Source organism: Methanobrevibacter thaueri, assembly GCF_015062915.1.
GTDB lineage: Archaea > Methanobacteriota > Methanobacteria > Methanobacteriales > Methanobacteriaceae > Methanocatella > Methanocatella thaueri_B.
The window spans coordinates 209,722-226,813 of sequence record NZ_SUTJ01000002.1; the positions used below are offsets into that span (position 1 = coordinate 209,722).

At 35.5% G+C, this 17,092-nt stretch carries 18 protein-coding genes; 12 read left to right on the plus strand and 6 right to left on the minus strand.

All coding sequences use genetic code 11. From position 1 onward, the window contains the following. The first annotated feature begins 17 nt into the window (after window positions 1-17). Entirely contained in the window at window positions 18-770 is a 753-nt protein-coding gene (locus E7Z78_RS02230; protein ID WP_303723546.1) for a CPBP family intramembrane glutamic endopeptidase, read from the plus strand. A gap of 54 nt (window positions 771-824) precedes the next feature. Here E7Z78_RS02230 and E7Z78_RS02235 read toward each other — a convergent pair whose 3' ends face one another. The 3 genes from E7Z78_RS02235 to E7Z78_RS02245 form a co-directional block, all read right to left on the minus strand. After that, a complete protein-coding gene (locus tag E7Z78_RS02235; protein ID WP_303723547.1) occupies window positions 825-1,127 on the minus strand; it encodes a hypothetical protein in 303 nt (100 codons plus the stop codon). 197 nt (window positions 1,128-1,324) lie between these two features. Continuing rightward, window positions 1,325-3,244 (minus strand): peptidoglycan-binding protein, encoded by a 1,920-nt coding sequence (locus tag E7Z78_RS02240; RefSeq protein ID WP_303723548.1) that lies wholly within the window; start codon window positions 3,242-3,244, stop codon window positions 1,325-1,327. Between the two features lie 145 nt (window positions 3,245-3,389). Continuing rightward, on the minus strand, window positions 3,390-4,448 hold the full coding sequence (locus tag E7Z78_RS02245) for a hypothetical protein (protein WP_303723549.1): 1,059 nt from the start codon (window positions 4,446-4,448) through the stop codon (window positions 3,390-3,392). Window positions 4,449-4,557: 109 nt separating this feature from the next. Here E7Z78_RS02245 and E7Z78_RS02250 point away from each other — a divergent pair, with 109 nt between their 5' ends. Beyond that, window positions 4,558-4,920, plus strand: a complete 363-nt coding sequence (locus tag E7Z78_RS02250) for a hypothetical protein (RefSeq protein WP_303723550.1) — start codon at window positions 4,558-4,560, stop codon at window positions 4,918-4,920. A gap of 185 nt (window positions 4,921-5,105) precedes the next feature. Then, the gene (locus E7Z78_RS02255) at window positions 5,106-5,771 is read left to right on the plus strand and encodes a zinc ribbon domain-containing protein (RefSeq protein WP_303723551.1); all 666 of its coding nucleotides are present in this window, start codon (window positions 5,106-5,108) and stop codon (window positions 5,769-5,771) included. Between the two features lie 666 nt (window positions 5,772-6,437). Here E7Z78_RS02255 and E7Z78_RS02260 read toward each other — a convergent pair. Continuing rightward, the gene (locus E7Z78_RS02260) at window positions 6,438-6,764 is read right to left on the minus strand and encodes a nucleotidyltransferase domain-containing protein (RefSeq protein WP_303723552.1); all 327 of its coding nucleotides are present in this window, start codon (window positions 6,762-6,764) and stop codon (window positions 6,438-6,440) included. Between the two features lie 460 nt (window positions 6,765-7,224). On the opposite strand from E7Z78_RS02260, the gene E7Z78_RS02265 reads away from it, so the two are divergent. The 9 genes from E7Z78_RS02265 (at window position 7,225) to E7Z78_RS02305 (ending at window position 11,892) form a co-directional block, all read left to right on the plus strand. Continuing rightward, window positions 7,225-7,518 (plus strand): hypothetical protein, encoded by a 294-nt coding sequence (locus E7Z78_RS02265; protein WP_303723553.1) that lies wholly within the window; start codon window positions 7,225-7,227, stop codon window positions 7,516-7,518. 63 nt (window positions 7,519-7,581) lie between these two features. Next, on the plus strand, window positions 7,582-7,941 hold the full coding sequence (locus E7Z78_RS02270) for a hypothetical protein (protein WP_303723554.1): 360 nt from the start codon (window positions 7,582-7,584) through the stop codon (window positions 7,939-7,941). 316 nt (window positions 7,942-8,257) lie between these two features. Next, window positions 8,258-8,479, plus strand: a complete 222-nt coding sequence (locus tag E7Z78_RS02275) for a hypothetical protein (RefSeq protein WP_303723555.1) — start codon at window positions 8,258-8,260, stop codon at window positions 8,477-8,479. A 272-nt stretch (window positions 8,480-8,751) separates the two neighbouring features. Next, window positions 8,752-8,982, plus strand: a complete 231-nt coding sequence (locus tag E7Z78_RS02280; RefSeq protein ID WP_303723556.1) for a hypothetical protein — start codon at window positions 8,752-8,754, stop codon at window positions 8,980-8,982. Window positions 8,983-9,000: 18 nt separating this feature from the next. Then, window positions 9,001-9,282, plus strand: a complete 282-nt coding sequence (locus E7Z78_RS02285) for a hypothetical protein (RefSeq protein WP_303723557.1) — start codon at window positions 9,001-9,003, stop codon at window positions 9,280-9,282. Between the two features lie 466 nt (window positions 9,283-9,748). Next, complete coding sequence (locus E7Z78_RS02290; RefSeq protein WP_287411234.1) at window positions 9,749-9,913, plus strand: hypothetical protein; 165 nt, start codon at window positions 9,749-9,751, stop codon at window positions 9,911-9,913. Window positions 9,914-10,178: 265 nt separating this feature from the next. Then, entirely contained in the window at window positions 10,179-10,706 is a 528-nt protein-coding gene (locus tag E7Z78_RS02295) for a hypothetical protein (RefSeq protein WP_303723558.1), read from the plus strand. A 30-nt stretch (window positions 10,707-10,736) separates the two neighbouring features. Continuing rightward, complete coding sequence (locus E7Z78_RS02300; RefSeq protein ID WP_287411231.1) at window positions 10,737-11,279, plus strand: hypothetical protein; 543 nt, start codon at window positions 10,737-10,739, stop codon at window positions 11,277-11,279. A gap of 388 nt (window positions 11,280-11,667) precedes the next feature. Beyond that, the gene (locus E7Z78_RS02305) at window positions 11,668-11,892 is read left to right on the plus strand and encodes a hypothetical protein (protein WP_303723559.1); all 225 of its coding nucleotides are present in this window, start codon (window positions 11,668-11,670) and stop codon (window positions 11,890-11,892) included. 27 nt (window positions 11,893-11,919) lie between these two features. On the opposite strand, the gene E7Z78_RS02310 is transcribed toward E7Z78_RS02305, so the two are convergent. Both E7Z78_RS02310 and E7Z78_RS02315 read right to left on the minus strand, forming a co-directional pair. Further along, complete coding sequence (locus E7Z78_RS02310; protein WP_303723560.1) at window positions 11,920-13,155, minus strand: ATP-binding protein; 1,236 nt, start codon at window positions 13,153-13,155, stop codon at window positions 11,920-11,922. A 332-nt stretch (window positions 13,156-13,487) separates the two neighbouring features. After that, the gene (locus E7Z78_RS02315) at window positions 13,488-16,982 is read right to left on the minus strand and encodes a peptidoglycan-binding protein (protein WP_303723561.1); all 3,495 of its coding nucleotides are present in this window, start codon (window positions 16,980-16,982) and stop codon (window positions 13,488-13,490) included. Between the last annotated feature and the right edge of the window lie 110 nt (window positions 16,983-17,092).

Below are 17,092 nucleotides of genomic sequence, written 5' to 3' on the forward strand. Positions count from 1 at the left end.
ATTACATAATATCACTCATGAATTACAATGAGAAGCTGCGAAGTATAAGAATCAGGGAGGCTATTGTCTTTCTTATTGTGGGCATGATAGTGACTGGCATCATTACAAGGGTTACAAGCCTTGACTCTATTCAGGGTTTTGGTGAAAACCTGCTTATCTTTATCGTATTTTTGGGTTTCATCTATATGCTGCGGGGCACTACCGGCTTTACGGATTCAATCGGTTCTGCTTTTGAGCATAAAAATGAGATCATCTATCTTTTCGTGATTAATTTCCTGTTCGGGTTTTTCCTGGTTGCTTTCATTACTTTTTTTGATCCCAGCGGATTTGATACCTCTGCGCTTTCAAGAGAGTATACCGGTGCGGGTTTTCTGTTCAATGTATTGTCTTCAGTGATTTTGGCTCCTGTTGTTGAGGAACTGCTTTTCAGGGGCGTTCTTTTCAATCGTTTGAATGAGAAAATGAGTCTTGTCCTTGCAATGTTGATTTCATCATTATTGTTTGGCCTGTTCCATGGTTTTGGCGTTACTCAGTTCGTGTTCGGATTGTGTATGTGTGTGGTTTACCTGAAAACCAGAAACATCATGGTTCCAATCATAATTCACATCATGAACAATCTATTTGCCGTGATTTTTGCGGATATCCTTCATGTTGAGAGTTTCATACTCCAGATGCCCATGCTTGCGGTGATATTGGTTGTATCTGCGGTCTGCGGCATACTTGCCCTGCTTTACACCTACAAGGGCGTTAAGGCTTTAGAGGGATTATAAAGGGAGTGCCTGAATCTTGTGAACACAACCCCTTTTAATCTTTTTTGTGGAGTTTTATCCGCACCAGCCACCGATGCCGTCCCAAACCATTTCCAGGTTACGGGCCAATCCCGGACCCGGCGCATTTGCTGAAAAGATTCCATGCGCCCTGAGCATAAGGTCCATTCCACCCGCCTCGTTCAGCTTTCTTCCAATCGCCTTTACCGGCTCTGCGCTTGGAGAGTCCATTAGAAATCCTCCTGGATTTCGACTGTAAATCATTACAAGCTCCTTTACACACTCGATTAGCATCTCATCCACATTCTCTTCTTTTTTGGCTTCGCTTTTTCTTTTGAATATGCTGTCTAAAAATCCCATGATTATCACCTTAAACTATCCTTTGTGGATTTTAGGATATAAGTCGCATAAAGGAAGATGTTGACATCACCAATTATGCAAATAAATTACATTCAAAAATCATGAGATTAAAGATGAATTTGCTTAAATCCCACTTCATCAGAGTTCAGACAATGGAAGTGTCTAAAAAAAGAAAAAAGATGGATGATAGTCATCCATTAAATTATTTTAAGTTTCAATGCTGTTTTCTCGTCAACCTTACCGGTCACTTTCAGTCCATTGGCTTTTTGGAACTGCTTGACGGCCCTGACAGTGCAGTCATGGTAGATTCCGTCAACCATTAGGTAGTGGCCCTTGTATGACAGATAGTATCCGTTCTTTTTCAGTGCCCTTTGAATCTTTTTGACTGTTGCCTTGTCCTTGCTTCCTTTGGAAACTGTCTTGAAGGCTGTCTTGACCTTAATATTCACTTTCTTGGTTGCCTTCTTGTAGTATGCATCACCCTTGAATGTGACTGTTGCCTTGTAGGTTCCCTTCTTGGTCAACTTGGCAATCTCGAAGGTCGCCTTGCCCTTGCTGTTGGTTGTGGCCTTGTATGTCTTACCGTTGACTTTCAATGCAACTTGGGCTTCTTTGATTGATTTACCGGTCTTATCCTTCAATGTTACAGTGAATTTCTTGGTTTTAACAGTAGTTTTGAAGGTTTTTGCCTTGGCGGTTATTTTTGATGCCAGCTTGTTGACTGTGACCTTGACCTCTTTTGATGATGCAGTATAGTTGTCATTTCCTGCAAATGCAATCTTTGCCACATACTTATCGGGAGCAAGGCCCTTGGTTGACACCTTAACCTGTCCTTTTGCATCAGTTGTGTATTTTTTAACACCTTTCAAGTCAACGCTTATGCTAGCTCCTGCCACAGGCTTGCCGTTTGCGTCCTTTAAGGTTATGACAAGGTTTTTGTTGTCATTGTATGATGAGGTTACGTCATCGGCTGCAATCTCTGTTTTCATCTGTGTGATTGGAATTTCAATTTCAAATGAAGAATCATCCATCTCCACACCGACTGTTCCAACTCCAAGAGCGGTTCCTGTGAACTGGACTTTTTGGCCGAGGGTGACGTTTTCATAATCACTGAGTTTCCCGTTGGAGGCAAAGAGTGTCATGAGAAACTCAGGCAACAGGGAATTGTCATAGTCTAAGACTTTACCGGAAGATGCGTCATATAAGTACAGCTTGAATGTGACATCTGAAGTGCCTGAAAGTGGAATTTCATCAGGTTCAGCTGTTGCATTTAAAAACAGCCAGGCGTTCATGTTATCCTGTGGCGCTTCATCATAATAATAAGCATTGTTTCCAAACCAGTTGTTGTTTAAGTCGAGATCGAATGTAAAGTCGAAAGAAGCACCTGAAAAGATGAAAATGTTGTTATTGATTTTAGACGAATCAGCCTGAGATCCTACAATGTCATTTCCTATGAACAGGCATCTTGAAATTGACATGCAATTGGCGGCACCCAAATATATGGCACTTCCACCCTGTTCGGCATAGTTGCCTATGAAAATGCAGTTAGTCACATTGTTCCATCCTCCCTGATATTCAATGGCTCCTCCTTTAGGGGCTGAATTGTCAATGAATGTGCAGTTGTCAATAACACAGTCAATTGTATTAACGCGAACAGCTCCCCCTCCGAAAAAGAAGCTTTGATATCCATTTTTGAAAACTATGTTTTTAAGTGTCACATCACCATCCTGAACATCGAATATTCTTGCCTTGCCGTCGGCATCGATAGTGTGACCTTTACCGTCGATTGTTATGCTGCGTTCAATCTTGATTCCGTTGGTGTATCCAGAACCTTCATATGTATAATTGTTTTCCAATGTTATTGTTGAACCGTAGCCCGCATTGATTTTGCTTTCCAAAGTTGCAAATGTTCCATCATCAGTTTCACCGATTGGTTGGGTCTCATCAGCGAAAATGACTTCACTGTTCTCATCATCTTGTGACATTTCCATTTGCGAATTGTCCAAACTGACCGCCATAGTGTCATCCACATCACCTGCAAAGGCACAGGTCATGGTGAACAGGACGCAAAGGAGCAATATTAATGTTGAAAAGCTCTTTTTAAACTTCATTTCCATAATCCCTCCCTATTTGGAATTATGATTGAAGGTTTATCACGAGAGATATATAAATATAGCGTAAAAAATAAATGCCATCAGGCGATTTGAATAAAAATAATTGAATAATCAGCCATCAATGAGATGACTGATTTCATTTAAATGTTTAAGCCTTGATTTTGTCCTTATACCAGACAGTTGCCTTATACGGAATGTACCCATTTACAAGATTTACATTGATTGCATAGCCCCCATTCTTGGAGGTCTTGGTGATGACCTTTCCGGTCTTCTTGTTCTTGAAGAAAAATTTTGCCTTTACGATTTTAGTGTGTTTTGGAAGTTCAATTCCACTGGAAAACCCTTGTACATAAGCTCCAGGATAATATTGTCCATATTTTGTCGAATAGATTGTATACAATCCATCACCATTCTTCAGTTTCTTCACCCCTGCACCAGATTCCGATTTGTGAAACTTCACATTGACCTTGTGAGTACCCTTCTTCAAGACCACAACTGAAATCTTTCTTTTCTCCTTTGAAACAGGATTGTAGGCAGTTATCTTGTGTTTTCCGACCTTGAATGTGCTTCGAATTTTAATGTATCCCTTGCTGTTGGTCTTGAACTTGTACCAGTAGCCGTTCTTCTTGATCTTCACAACCTTGTTTTTAAGGGCATGGCCCTTGGTGTCCAGAAACCTGATTTTGAACTTCTTATGGCTTGTAGAATACTTCACAAGCTCTTTTGTCGGTATTGTGGACTTGATTTTAACGGTATTGTCAGCATACCAGTAGCTTTCACCGTCATCGCTTTCGATATAAGTATCAACATAGTATGTTCCAACCTTATAGTTTAATGGAAAGTACACATTGCCGTTGGCGTTGGTCACCTTTTCCTTATAGTTTCCCCAATCTACCCTTAAAGACACATACACTCCCTCCTCAGGATTGTAGTCCGCATCATAGACCTTGACCTTGAATTTAGTGTCGGTGTCACCGTAGTACTTGACCACGTTATGTGTCACGACAGTGTCGTCCTCATACTCCTCATCATACTCTGCATCATAGAAGTAGGATTTCTCCAGTGTGTCCTCATCATTGCTAAGAGAGAGTGTTTCATCCACATCATCGCTTTCGGCTGAAATTAGTGTTTGATTGTCCATAGCGGAAACTGCTGAGATTGAAACGAGAGCGATGAAGATAAGAATAGCAGCATATCTCATTTTCATATTATCACCATTATTATAATATTGTTACTAAAAGGATATAAACTATCAGTTACAATATATCCTTGACAAGTATTTTTTACAATATGAAAATCTAAAAGGAGGAAAACAAATGAACAAAAAAGTATTGCTTATGGCAATCCTCACCATCTTTGTGGTGGGAATGATTTGCGCATATGCCTGCGAACCGGTTGATGCCAAGCCAATTGTAAAAATCAAGAAAGAAAAGAAGTACTACACTGCCAAATTCAAATATAAAGGCCACAAGTACAAGGCCAAGCTCAAGAAAAACAAGAAAGCTTCACAATATTATGGAGACAAGGTCTACGACAGCACTAAAAAGAAAGGTGGACATACATTCCGCCTATACTATACACATTATCCTGATGATTGGGGCAAGAAAGGATGGAACTTCTGCAAGCAAAGAAACAGCGCTGGAGAAGGACACTTATACTATAAAATAAAATGGGTTTAATTGATTAAACCCTTACATTTCTATTTTTCACACCATCAATGGCCTTGTAGGCCCATAGCCGTCAATCAAGAGAAACTCATCATAAAATTTCACACCCCCTAAATATTGCGGTTAAAAAGATATAACCAAGCAACATCAAATAATTATATAACCAATACTATTGTCAAAAAAATCTAGGAGTTATCATGGAAGAATACTGTAAAAACTGCGGCGCAGCCATCAGGGACGGTGCGAAATTCTGCCCGGACTGCGGAAGCGAAATAGAAAAAGCAAAAGAAACAATAATCGAAAACAAGAACTTCTGTGAAAATTGCGGAAGCGAACTTAGCCCTGGTGCCAGTTTTTGTGGCGAATGCGGACACGGCATGAGCAGTGCACTGGCAAAACGTGCAAAACCAAAAGACAACAACAGGACAATCATTATAGGACTCGTGGCAGTGGTTGCGATTCTTCTTGTCGCAGTGACATTATTCAGCGGAGTGCTGACACCGGAAGTGCCTCTTGTGACACAGGACTTTGGAGTGATGACAATGCTCATTCCAGAAGGTTCGAATTATGTTGAGACCTCCTCAATACCTGATTACGGATATGGAGGATACTATGGAATGGAAAATGCCGGAGACTACTCCGATGAGGTTTACAGCATAATGATTTCCACAATACAGGGAGGGTCATACCCATCAGGAACCGTACTGGACAGTCAGGTTGGAGACATTACCGTCTACAAGGACAATCAGGGCGAGAATGTCTATTATATTGAACGTGATGTTGGAGATTATGAAGTCACCTTAATCGGGAACAATGAGGATGCCATGATTAAGATGCTTCAGTCAATTGAATTAACAGATTAAACACGAATTGTGTTTAATCCTTTTCTATTTTTCATACCATACAATGGCCTTGTAGGCTTCATAGCCATCAATCAATGGAAATGCATCGATAAACCCGTCGGTTGCGTTCTGGACATTTCTCAGCCATCAGCGGATTTGTAATGACAGTTAAAGTTATCAGGGCTTTCCCAACATTATTCCAATGTTATCCCAAATCTATACCAACACTATACCAACAATATCCCCAAGGTATACCAAACCTATTCCAACACCATCCCAAATGTGTTCCAACTCCAACCCAACAATGTACCAAACTTATCCCAAATCTATACCAATACTATCCCAAAATTATTCCAAATATTTTCCAATAATATTCCAAAACCATTCCAAAGTTATCCCAAATCTATACCAACTCTATCCCAAAATTATTCCAAATATTTTCCAATAATATTCCAAAACCATTCCAAAGTTATCCCAAATCTATACCAACTCTATCCCAAAATTATTCCAAATATTTTCCAATAATATTCCAAACCTATACCAACATTATTCCAAATATTTTCCAATAATATTCCAAAACCATTCCAAAGTTATCCCAAATGTGTTCCAACTCCATCCCAACAATATTCTAAAGTTATCCCATAATTATTCCAAATAGTGAAATGATGATTGTTAAAAAAAATAAGGTTAAACAAACAGTACATGGTCTAGAATTCGAGAAGTATTCCTTCTTTTAACATTAGTTAAAAAGGAATAATCCCTGGTTTCATTGAAAATGTTTTCAGGCATGACATGCACCGAAAGCAATTCCCCTTCATTCATTACAGTGTCAGCAATAATGTGTGAAATTTTTGGCCAGATTTCCTTTCGATGATTGGAAACGACCAGTATGTCTATATCGGAATGAGAATGGTCATCTCCTCTTGCAACGGAACCGAACAATATCATCCTTCCTATTTTTTCGGATTTCATTTCCCTTGCAAAATTTTTTGCAATTTCAATTCGCCTAGACATGGTTTTCGCTCCACTGATGGATTAATATTTTCTATATTGATTAACACTATTAAAGTTTATCGAAACAGAATCATTTCTTTTTTCCAATTATTTCCAAACATTTGCTGATTGAAAATTTGACAGTACTGTTAAATCTAGAATACTCTGTAATATTGTATTTATGCTTAATTTTAGATATGAGTAATTGAAATGCTAAAAAACCACATATTTAAAATGTCACCCACAATTATTACAATACACAGTAAAAGCAATATTGATTTAAACTCGTTTTATATTTCCTCCAAATATTAATTAAAGATTAAATATTGCCATTAATATGTTAATTTAAATATTGATTTGTAATTGAATAAAATAAAGCACATAGAATAGTTAAATTTATATTTAAGGAAAATAATATACTAATTGTGGCAAAAATTTTCCCAACACTGGAAAATATTAGAAATAAAGAGGATGTGATAAAATGGTTACACGATTAGACACATTTAAACGTAAAATGGAACCTGCAAAAGAGATTTACACCCAGGAATTGAAAGAATTCTCAAAAAAATATGATTATCTGGGCGACATAACCTTAACCGAAAGGCCAGATATTGACACGCTAGATTATCTCTTCTCTTTTGAAAATTTAAATGGAACCAGCGAGGACATATTGGACCAAACCCTGAATGAGCTTCACAATCATATGGAAGAATTTTCAAAAGCAAATGGCATTGCCGAATTTTGCAGAAACGCAACCATATTATACAAAAGGTGATTCCTGATGGATATAACCAAATACCCCCAATATCATCTATACTTATTGACATTGCATTTGTTGATGTTAAAAAATCAGTTAATTCCAGAAAACTGTGATGAATGGTGTGTTAATGCTACAATAATCAACAGAGCTTATTATAGTTCATATTTATACTGTGAATTATGGTTAGAATATGTTAAGAACTTCCAAGTCCTCAAACCTTGGGAATTTGAAAATGGTGAAAATCAAATTAGCGAACACAAACAAGTACGACTTGCATTATCTGATTTTGGTGAAAATAATATGAAAGTTGAACTTCAAAATTTGGCCATATTAAGACAAAAGGCTGATTATGACCCCTTTGTAAACATTACTCCAAAAGAAGTTAATGACTCCATACACCACATGCAAAAAATCTTCAACCGTCTCAAATTCGATTAAAAACTATTTTTTTTACAACCTCAAAATTTTACAACCTAACTTCAATATTGCCATGATATTAAGGGCATACTGTTTTATATAATTCAGAGAAATCATCATTATTAAAAAATAATACGAACAGAAGTTAACGCACTTTTTATACCTTGTTTTTAAAAATCCAATCTTAAACAACTCAAATAATACAATAAAGAAATAATAATCTTTTTTTACTGATTTTAAGATGCAAGTGAGCACTTGCACTCGAAAACCTTTATATATGGCCTTCTTTAAACTATAAAGTAGAGTTTGTAAAACTAAAATTTAAAAGGTGAACAAAATGAACAGGACAGGTTTGATTCAAGGTTTAATATTTGTATTGGTTGTTTCACTCGCTATTGCAGGAGTGTATGCCGGAGAGGCAGCTGAATCTTCACATGATGATGCAACCGATAATGTGGATGGATTATATGTAAGCGGATCAGGTGACGTCGCACATGCACCGGGAAACACTTTCAGCTTCAGCAAAGTGCAACCTGACACAATACCATTGCATATCTAATTATTAACACTCATGGAGGGTTTTGGCTTGAATACCCCCCTTCCTCCCTACTATTAATCCCACAATAATAGGAAAATTATCCAACCATTTTTCAACCCACCAAAACTTATTTTTTATTTTTTTAAAACACTCTTAAACAGCCTAAATCAATTTTTAAAGAACTAAAAAGCCTTTTAAGATGCAAGTGAGCGCTTACTTTCAAAAACCTTTATATATAGAGCTTATTTAACTATTAAATACAGCAGAAGAATTAAAACATGAAAGGTGATACAATGATCAGATCAGATTTAATTCAATGTTTGATATTTGTACTGGTTGTTTCACTTGTAATTGTAGGAGCGCATGCTGGAGAGACGATAGACGTTCTGCATGATGACACAACCAGTAATGTAGACAAACCATATGTAAGCGTATCAGGCGATGAAATTCATGTGCCTGGACATACCTGTACCTTTGACGGCGAAAATCCGATTGACACCATCCCGCTACATACCTATGAATGATGTTTACGGAGGGCTGACTTGAACCCTCCTTCCTCCCTATTATTTTACGCACAGCCAATTGAAATCCAACGTATATTTGAGACAAAAACATTCGTTTTATACGTAATCAGGATCATTGCAACTTCAATGAAAACACCAACTGAAATAGTTGAAGAGATGGATGCACGATTCAGTCTTGTTTCAAGGATACTTGGAGATTTAAAAGATAAAGAAATACTTGTTTGCGTTAATGAAGAAGATGAAACCGGAAGACTCTACAAACTGACCGAAATCGGTTTAAAAATTCACAATAACTTATAACACCAATTTTCAATAGCTTAAGCCATAACACTATTTTTTGCCTTGTTATTAAAAATGGGTAAACATTAACAAAGTATTATATAAACCGATTGCCATTAGAAAACAATAACTGAAGTTTTTGTTTTGATTTAAATTGATGGGATTGACATTAACGGAGAAGTTTTCAGTTTTGGGTTTTTGATTTTGCACTTGGATATATATGAAAGCGTTCTAGAAATTAGGTTTTGAATTGGTGATGGGGGTGTTAAAGTTTAAAACTAAATAAATTCCTTTATTTCACTTAAATTAAAGTTATTATATATGTACATATATATCCTTTGATAAAATTTCGATATTAAGGATAAAAATAGTTAAAGGTGATATTATGGGTTTATTTGATTTTTTTAAGCCGAGTAAAGAAAAAGTATTGAAAGAAAGTGTGGATGAAATTGTAAGGATATATAGCCGTAACCCTGGTGGTTTTATAATGCGTTCTCCTGAGTCTCAACCTTTACGTAATATTGGACAGAAATTATATGATGCTGGAGGGATGGGTCTTATGCTTAAAGCACATAGGATGGCTACAATGAGAGGAGTTAATGGTAGAAATCTTGAAGCATGTTGGGATGGCGTTGGTGAATGGGCAGGATAAATTCCATAATTTAAATTTATAAATATATTTATGTACAAATCAAAGGGGAAAACGAAAATGATGATTCAATGACATTAAATGGTGTTAATGGATATCTGCATCACTTTGAGAAAAGTGGTAATTATTTTTTCTATTATGCAAAAGACAACAAGTCTGTTGGAATTTTAACAAACAATAAAGACATAATTGGAGACTTTATTATTTCTTAGGAAAAGTCAATCAAATTCATGTATTAAAAAATTTTTTATATTAAGGATGGTGAAAAATGAATATTAGAAAGATTTTAGTCATTTTTTTAGCTTTAATAATGACTGTTTCATTAGTAAGTGCTGTTAATGCTGGACTTTTCGATTTTTCAGGAAATGATTCTGGAATAATTGATGGTAATATCCAATCTTCCTCATATGATTTCAGGGTTGTTCCATCAACCGAAGTAACCACAGGAAATCATGAAGATTTGGCATATTTCGATTGTGATATTAAAATTGAATTAAATGCTTCAGAAGATCAATTGAATAAACTTCAAAATGCAATTGATGAAAATAAAACCATTGATATTGCTGTTGTTCCTGAAGATACATCGATTATTTCAGATGTAAGTTCAAACAATGATAATATAAGTATTAATGATCTTTTTAGTGAGTTGAGTTTGGAAAACAATGTTTTAAATGTACATGTTAAAAATCAACCAGCAAATAAGTTTAACAATGCTGTTTCAGATTCAAGTAAAGGTTCAATTACTTCTGGAAAACTGATAATCAGCGAAGAAAACTTCGAGATTAACTTTAGTTAAATTAAATGTCAGTAATATATGGGGGGAAAAATGAATATTAAAAAAATTTTGGTAACTTCATTGGCTTTAACAATGATTGTCCTATCAATGAGTGCTGTTAATGCAGGATTCTTCGATTTTTTATCTGATGTGCCTGAACTTTCTGAACAAGATTTTGAAAATTTTACAATGAAAGTTCCAGTAGATTCAACATTCAAAGAATCCAGTTCAATGAATAGGTATGATGGCGATGACAGTGAAAATGCAATGAACTTCCTGTCTGATGATAGTCCTGAAGGATCACATCCTTCTTGGAGCGATGGAAATATTTCAATTCATTATTTTGATTATAAAGACGACGGATTTTCTGATTACAGGGAGGTGTTAAGTGCTCAAATTAATTCTATTGCTGAAATTTGCATTCCTGAAAATGAAAGACAAGAGGGAGACTTACATATTTTTACAGCACACCCAAATGATCATGATGTGTATGTAGTATGTAAAGAATCAAATAACAAATTGATTGTTCTAACAGACACCAATATGAATTTGGATTTGTTAAAAGAAATGGGAAATTCGGTAAAATTTAAATGAAAACAATTTGAGAAAAGAATATTTTAACAACCGATTTAAAAAATGTGGGGTAGTTCAAATTAAAACAACTTAGGGATAGATATTCATGTTGCAAACAATGTTAATTTTGAGGACAACATTGAATAATTATCCTCTTCTTTTTTTATTATTAACAATTAGTGTTCATCCTTTTGAATAATTTCTGCAAAAATATTCAATGAAAATGAATTATTTTTTAAAAATTAATCTTAAATAACTTATTTCATAATTTAAACTGATAATAATCAGTTATAAGTAATTTTAAGATGCAAGTGAGCACTTGCAGTCGAAAACCTTTATATATGGGCCTCTTTAAACTATAAAGTAGAGTTTGTAAAAAACTTAAAAAAATTAAAAGGGGCAAGTTAAAATGAACAAAGCAATATTGATTCAAGGCTTAATATTTGTATTGGTTGTTTCAATCGCATTTGCAGGAGTCTATGCAGGAGAAGCCGGAGACGCCCCACACCATGACACAACCGAGAAGGTAGACGGATTGTATGTTAGTGGATCAGGTGACGTGAGTCATGTGCCGGGATACTCCAATTCATTTGGCGATGCCCCTCACATTGAAAGCGCAGCACCAAACATTTAAACTTGAATATATTTACAGGCGATACTATTATACTTCATCCCCGCATAGAAAATCAATTATGTTAATATGTTTAACACCCTCTTTTGAAAAGTCATGATTTTCAGTTGTTATCAATATTGATTCAAATTTATCAGAAATTCTCAATAATGGTGTGATTTCACGATTTAGTGTCTTTTCACTTGTTAACCTATAAGAAACTTGAATATACTTGTATTTACCTGATTTCTCACATACAAAGTCCACTTCAGTATTGTCGGGATGTCTCCCGATATTGATTTTGTATCCTCTTCTCAAAAGCTCCACATAAACAATGTTTTCAAGAATTTTAGTAACCTTCAACATGTTGTCTTCTATTAGTGCATGGTGAAATCCATGATCTGTCAAGTAGTACTTTCCAAGTATTTTCATTTCTTTTCTTCCTTTAAGCTCAAAGCATTTACATTTGGAAATGAAAAATGACTGGTTTAAATATTGATTGTATTTAAGCAATGTGTCCTGAGAAGTATAGATGTTATTGCTTTTCAAGTAGTTCTTTATGCTTTTGGATGAAAATATTTCACCAGTACTGCTAATCATATATCTTACAAAGCGTTGCAGCAAGTCAATGTTGTTTATCTTAAATCGAGAAACCACATCTTCAAATAATATGGAATTATAAATGTCTTTCAGGGCCAATTTTTTAAATTCATCACTGCCCAGTGACAGTATACCTGGCATGCCTCCAAAGTTAAAGTAATCATCATACAGCTCACTTATTGTGTCTTTTGTTAATTCCATTCCCTCTATTTCATTTTTATACTGCAGGAATTCCTTGAATGAGAATGGATAAACATTGATTGTGAGATATCTTCCGGTCAAGAGTGTTGCAAGTTCACCGGACAACAATTTTGAATTTGAACCTGTGATATAAATGTCTGAATCGATTGAAACCCTATAACTGTTGATGGATTTTTCCCATCCTTTAACCTGTTGGATCTCATCAAAAAACAGATATACTTTTCCCTCAAGATTATCTGTTTTGCTGTAAACAACTTCATCTAATTGTTCGCAACTATCTATATGAGCATATTCTCGTGATTCAAAGGAAATGAATATTATATTTTCTTCTTTTACTCCCATTGATTTGATTTCATCAATAATATTATACATTAAACTAGTCTTACCAGACCTTCTAATTCCAATGTATACCTTAACAAAATCAGAGTTAACATAATCCTTTAAGTTATCAACATAATCGTAACGTTTGATTAATTTATTCATCATGAAATTTCACCCCTTTATATTTTAATAAAAAATACATTTTATAAAAGAAAATTTTTAAAATATATAAAAAAATTCTTCCTATAAAAGAAAAATTTTCATAAATTAAAAAAAATTCCTCCTATAAAAGAAAAATTATCTAATTATATATTAATAGAAAAAGACATATAATACTTTCGCCAATTCTGCACTTAGCTTACAAGATACAACTGATATTTATACACATATTGATTTGACTTTAAAAACTAAAAAAAAAGGAGTACCTATTAAAAAATGATTAAATGAAAAATGCAAAAAAAGAAAAAAGTGCAGATGCAATTGCATCCACATTAGATTTAAATTAAACCGAGCTTTTTGGCTGTCTTTTCATCAACTTTACCGGTCACTTTAAGACCTTTGTCATGCTGGAACTCCTTGACGGATCTCTCGGTGCAGCTTTGGAACTTGCCGTCAACCTTAAGGTAGTGTCCTTTGTATGAGAGGTAGTATCCATGGTCTTTTAAGGCCCTTTGGATTTCCTTAACAGTTGATTTGTCCTTGCTTCCTTTGGAAACAGTCTTGAAGGTGACAATAACTTTGATATTGGCTTTTTTAGTTATTTTGTTGTAGTACTTGTTTCCTTTATAGGTTATTGTTGCCTTGAAGGTTCCTTTCTTTTTGAGATTTTTAATCTTGAAGACCGCTTTACCTTTACTGTTGGTAGTGGCCTTATAAGTCTTTCCTTTGACTTTCAGGGTGACTTTGGCCTTCTTGATTGCCTTGCCGGTATTGTCCTTTAAGGTAATAGTGTATTTTTTGGTTTTGACACTGGTTTTAAAGGTTTTCTTTTTGGCGGTAAGTTTAGGAGTGGCCTTTTTGACAGTGACTTTAACATCCTTGGTTGACTTGTCATAGTTAGTGTTGCCGTTGAATGTTATTTTTGCAGTGTATGTTTTAGGAGCAAGTCCATTGGTTGATACCTTGATCTGACCATTTTTGTCTGTGGTGTAGGTTTTAGCACCGTTCAAGTCAACAGTTACGCTAGCACCAGTTAACGGATTGCCGTTGCTGTCTTTTAAAGTGATTACCAACTCTTTGTTGATGTTGTATGTTGTGGACACATCAGCACCGGTAATGCTGGTTGCCTGTTTGTTTACAGTGAATGTTTTTGTGTCGTTTGATTGATGGTATATTCTGCTTTCGTTGTTGAGTATTGTTATTGTGTATTCGCCAGCGTCGAGGCCAATAACAGTAATAGTGTCATTTGTGATGATTATTTTATCATCGGATACTCCATCAATTGTTACTGTTACGTTGGTTTTGTTTTCAATAGTGTATTTGATTGTAACGTTGTTTGGATATATGGTATTGTTAATTGGTTCGATTGTGACTTTGGAATCGTATTTGATTACTTTAACATTTATTGTTTTGTTTTCAGCTGCTGCATAATCATCATTACCGGCAAAACTGACTGTAATGATTGCGGAGCCTTCACCAACAGCTACGATTTTTCCATCTTCAACTTTAGCAACAGTAATGTTGTTTGAAGTGAAAGTTAACTCACCCACATCTGCAGGAGTTAATGCAGCACCAGTACCAATGGAATCCCCTACAAGCAATTCGACAGTTTCATTTACAATTGTGATTTCAGTTGGAGTTTTAGAAATACCGATTGTTGCATTTGTAATTGTTACATTATCCAATCCAACATATGTTGCATTGACCTGATAATCACCATAAGCATCAAATTTATGCACTGCCCACCAGGTACCATTAGTGCCATAGGTTGCCTCGATTTGAGTGCCGTTTGGTAAGATAAATAGTAATTTATCTGGCATAAGCTCACTGTAAATATTGGATTTTGCAGTGATGTTAACAGTCTTATTAGTTGTTGTCTGAGAGGTGACATTCACATTGAATTTAGTGTTGTTTGAGATTGTTTTTTCAGCTTCAGTATAGTATGAATCTGCGTCATGGCGAGCGCTTATGTAATAATTTTCACCTGCACTTATATCCAAAACAATTGTACCGTTTTCATTTGTGATTATAACATCATTTAAAACAAGTTTATCATTTACAACAACGCCCACAGTGATATTTTGACCAGCAGCCTTATTGGATCCAGACATTGTAGCACTGACTGTTGTAATTCCCTTTGCTCCCCAATATGTCACATTGGTAAAAGCAACTTCAGCATCAATTCTAGAATAAATTGCATTTAAAAGGTTATTCTGACCTATGAATGTGATTGTAATATTATTTTCAGTTTTAACAATATCTAAAGCTCCTGCATTTGCCCTATTGTTTAAGAAAGTAGAATAGGAAACAGTTAAAGTATCTGAAGAATCCCCTTTGTAGAAGTAAATTGCAGAACCAGTAGTAGCATTATTACCAGCAAAATTACAATTTGACACACTACCAGAATCCATCCAGATAGCACCACCATTATAAGTTGCAGTGTTACCAGTAAAATTACAATTTGTCACATTACCAGTATTAGAGAAGTAAACTGCACCACCATCTCCAGTTGCAGTGTTGCCAGTAAAATTACAATTTTCAACACTACCAAAAGAGATCCTAATAGCACCACCCCAAGAGTTAGTACCAGTTGCTTTGTTGTTAGTAAAATTACAATTTGTCACACTACCAGTACCTTGATAGAAGTAAACTGCACCACCATCTCTAGTTGCAGTGTTGTCAGTAAAATTACAATTTGTCACATTACCGGCACTATAGAAGTAAACTGCACCACCACCATCATACTTGACAGTTCCAGTTGCTTTGTTGTTAGTGAAATTACAATTTGTCACATTACCAGTATTAGAGAAGTAAACTGCACCACCATCTCTAGTTGCAGTGTTGTCAGTAAAATTACAATTTGTTACATTACCAGTTTCATCAAAGTAAACTGCACCACCATAACGAGATGCAGTATTGCCCGTGAAATTACAATTTGACACAGTACCTTGATCCAAGAAGTAAACTGCACCACCATAGTATGCAGAGTTGTCAGTAAAATTACAATTTGTCACAGTACCTTGATACCAAAAATAAACTGCACCACCATCTACAGTTGCAGTGTTGCCAGTAAAATTACAATCTGTCACAGTGGCAGTATACTCACTCATATAGTAAATAGCACCTCCAGTAGGTGCGGAGTTACCTTCAAAATTACAATTTTCAACAGTAGTATCATACTCATTTTCACCACCTGCAAAGAAAATTGCTCCACCACCATTACCTGTTGCAGTGTTGTTCACAAAACTACATCCACGAACAAGATTAGAATTAAGATATGGAAGTATTCCACGATTATGCCAATAGATTGCGCCACCATCATCTGTTGCAGTGTTGTTCACGAAACGACAATCTAAAACACTTCCCAGGTTAGCTTCCCAGTTAATGGCACCCCCATCTTTTGATTTACCATTTAGAAATGTGATATTTTTTAGAAAAACCCAATCTGCTTGGATGTTGAATATTGTTGCTTTTCCTTTGGCGTCGATTTTATGTCCTTGTCCGTTAATAATTATTCCTTGTGCGATTGTGATTCCTTCAGCACTAAATTCGTCTTCGCATTCATAATCTCTATCAAGAGTTATTTCACCGGATGAATATCCTTGTGTAATGTTTTCCTGAAGCTCCTGGAATGTTCCCACATTTGCCTCACTGATTACTTCATCATTGCTTGCTTGTTCGACTATCTCATTTTCATTGCCTGCAGACAATTCTGTTTGAATTGTATCTTCACTAGCAATCACCGTATCGTTCACATCACTGGCACAGACGCTGGCCGCACCGAATATGAATATGGCCAGCACCAGCATGAACATTATTTTCCTGTATTTCATTTTCTCCCTGAACTCCTGAAAATTGTATGCTAAAAAATGTTTTATTTCATTCAAACAATCATAAAAATACATGCCCTTTGTTTAAAACTTCTAAAACATGAATAAAAATC

What these genes read in the sequence shown, in the direction of transcription:
- E7Z78_RS02275 (WP_303723555.1), top strand. Translation starts at nt 8,258, where the DNA reads ATGAACAGGACAGGTTTGATTCAAGGTTTAATATTTGTATTGGTTGTT.
- E7Z78_RS02240 (WP_303723548.1), bottom strand. Translation starts at nt 3,244, where the DNA reads ATGGAAATGAAGTTTAAAAAGAGCTTTTCAACATTAATATTGCTCCTT.
- E7Z78_RS02255 (WP_303723551.1), top strand. Translation starts at nt 5,106, where the DNA reads ATGGAAGAATACTGTAAAAACTGCGGCGCAGCCATCAGGGACGGTGCG.
- E7Z78_RS02305 (WP_303723559.1), top strand. Translation starts at nt 11,668, where the DNA reads ATGAACAAAGCAATATTGATTCAAGGCTTAATATTTGTATTGGTTGTT.
- E7Z78_RS02290 (WP_287411234.1), top strand. Translation starts at nt 9,749, where the DNA reads ATGCGTTCTCCTGAGTCTCAACCTTTACGTAATATTGGACAGAAATTA.
- E7Z78_RS02315 (WP_303723561.1), bottom strand. Translation starts at nt 16,982, where the DNA reads ATGAAATACAGGAAAATAATGTTCATGCTGGTGCTGGCCATATTCATA.
- E7Z78_RS02260 (WP_303723552.1), bottom strand. Translation starts at nt 6,764, where the DNA reads ATGTCTAGGCGAATTGAAATTGCAAAAAATTTTGCAAGGGAAATGAAA.
- E7Z78_RS02310 (WP_303723560.1), bottom strand. Translation starts at nt 13,155, where the DNA reads ATGATGAATAAATTAATCAAACGTTACGATTATGTTGATAACTTAAAG.
- E7Z78_RS02300 (WP_287411231.1), top strand. Translation starts at nt 10,737, where the DNA reads ATGAATATTAAAAAAATTTTGGTAACTTCATTGGCTTTAACAATGATT.
- E7Z78_RS02265 (WP_303723553.1), top strand. Translation starts at nt 7,225, where the DNA reads ATGGTTACACGATTAGACACATTTAAACGTAAAATGGAACCTGCAAAA.
- E7Z78_RS02280 (WP_303723556.1), top strand. Translation starts at nt 8,752, where the DNA reads ATGATCAGATCAGATTTAATTCAATGTTTGATATTTGTACTGGTTGTT.
- E7Z78_RS02235 (WP_303723547.1), bottom strand. Translation starts at nt 1,127, where the DNA reads ATGGGATTTTTAGACAGCATATTCAAAAGAAAAAGCGAAGCCAAAAAA.
- E7Z78_RS02250 (WP_303723550.1), top strand. Translation starts at nt 4,558, where the DNA reads ATGAACAAAAAAGTATTGCTTATGGCAATCCTCACCATCTTTGTGGTG.
- E7Z78_RS02270 (WP_303723554.1), top strand. Translation starts at nt 7,582, where the DNA reads ATGTTAAAAAATCAGTTAATTCCAGAAAACTGTGATGAATGGTGTGTT.
- E7Z78_RS02245 (WP_303723549.1), bottom strand. Translation starts at nt 4,448, where the DNA reads ATGAAAATGAGATATGCTGCTATTCTTATCTTCATCGCTCTCGTTTCA.
- E7Z78_RS02230 (WP_303723546.1), top strand. Translation starts at nt 18, where the DNA reads ATGAATTACAATGAGAAGCTGCGAAGTATAAGAATCAGGGAGGCTATT.
- E7Z78_RS02295 (WP_303723558.1), top strand. Translation starts at nt 10,179, where the DNA reads ATGAATATTAGAAAGATTTTAGTCATTTTTTTAGCTTTAATAATGACT.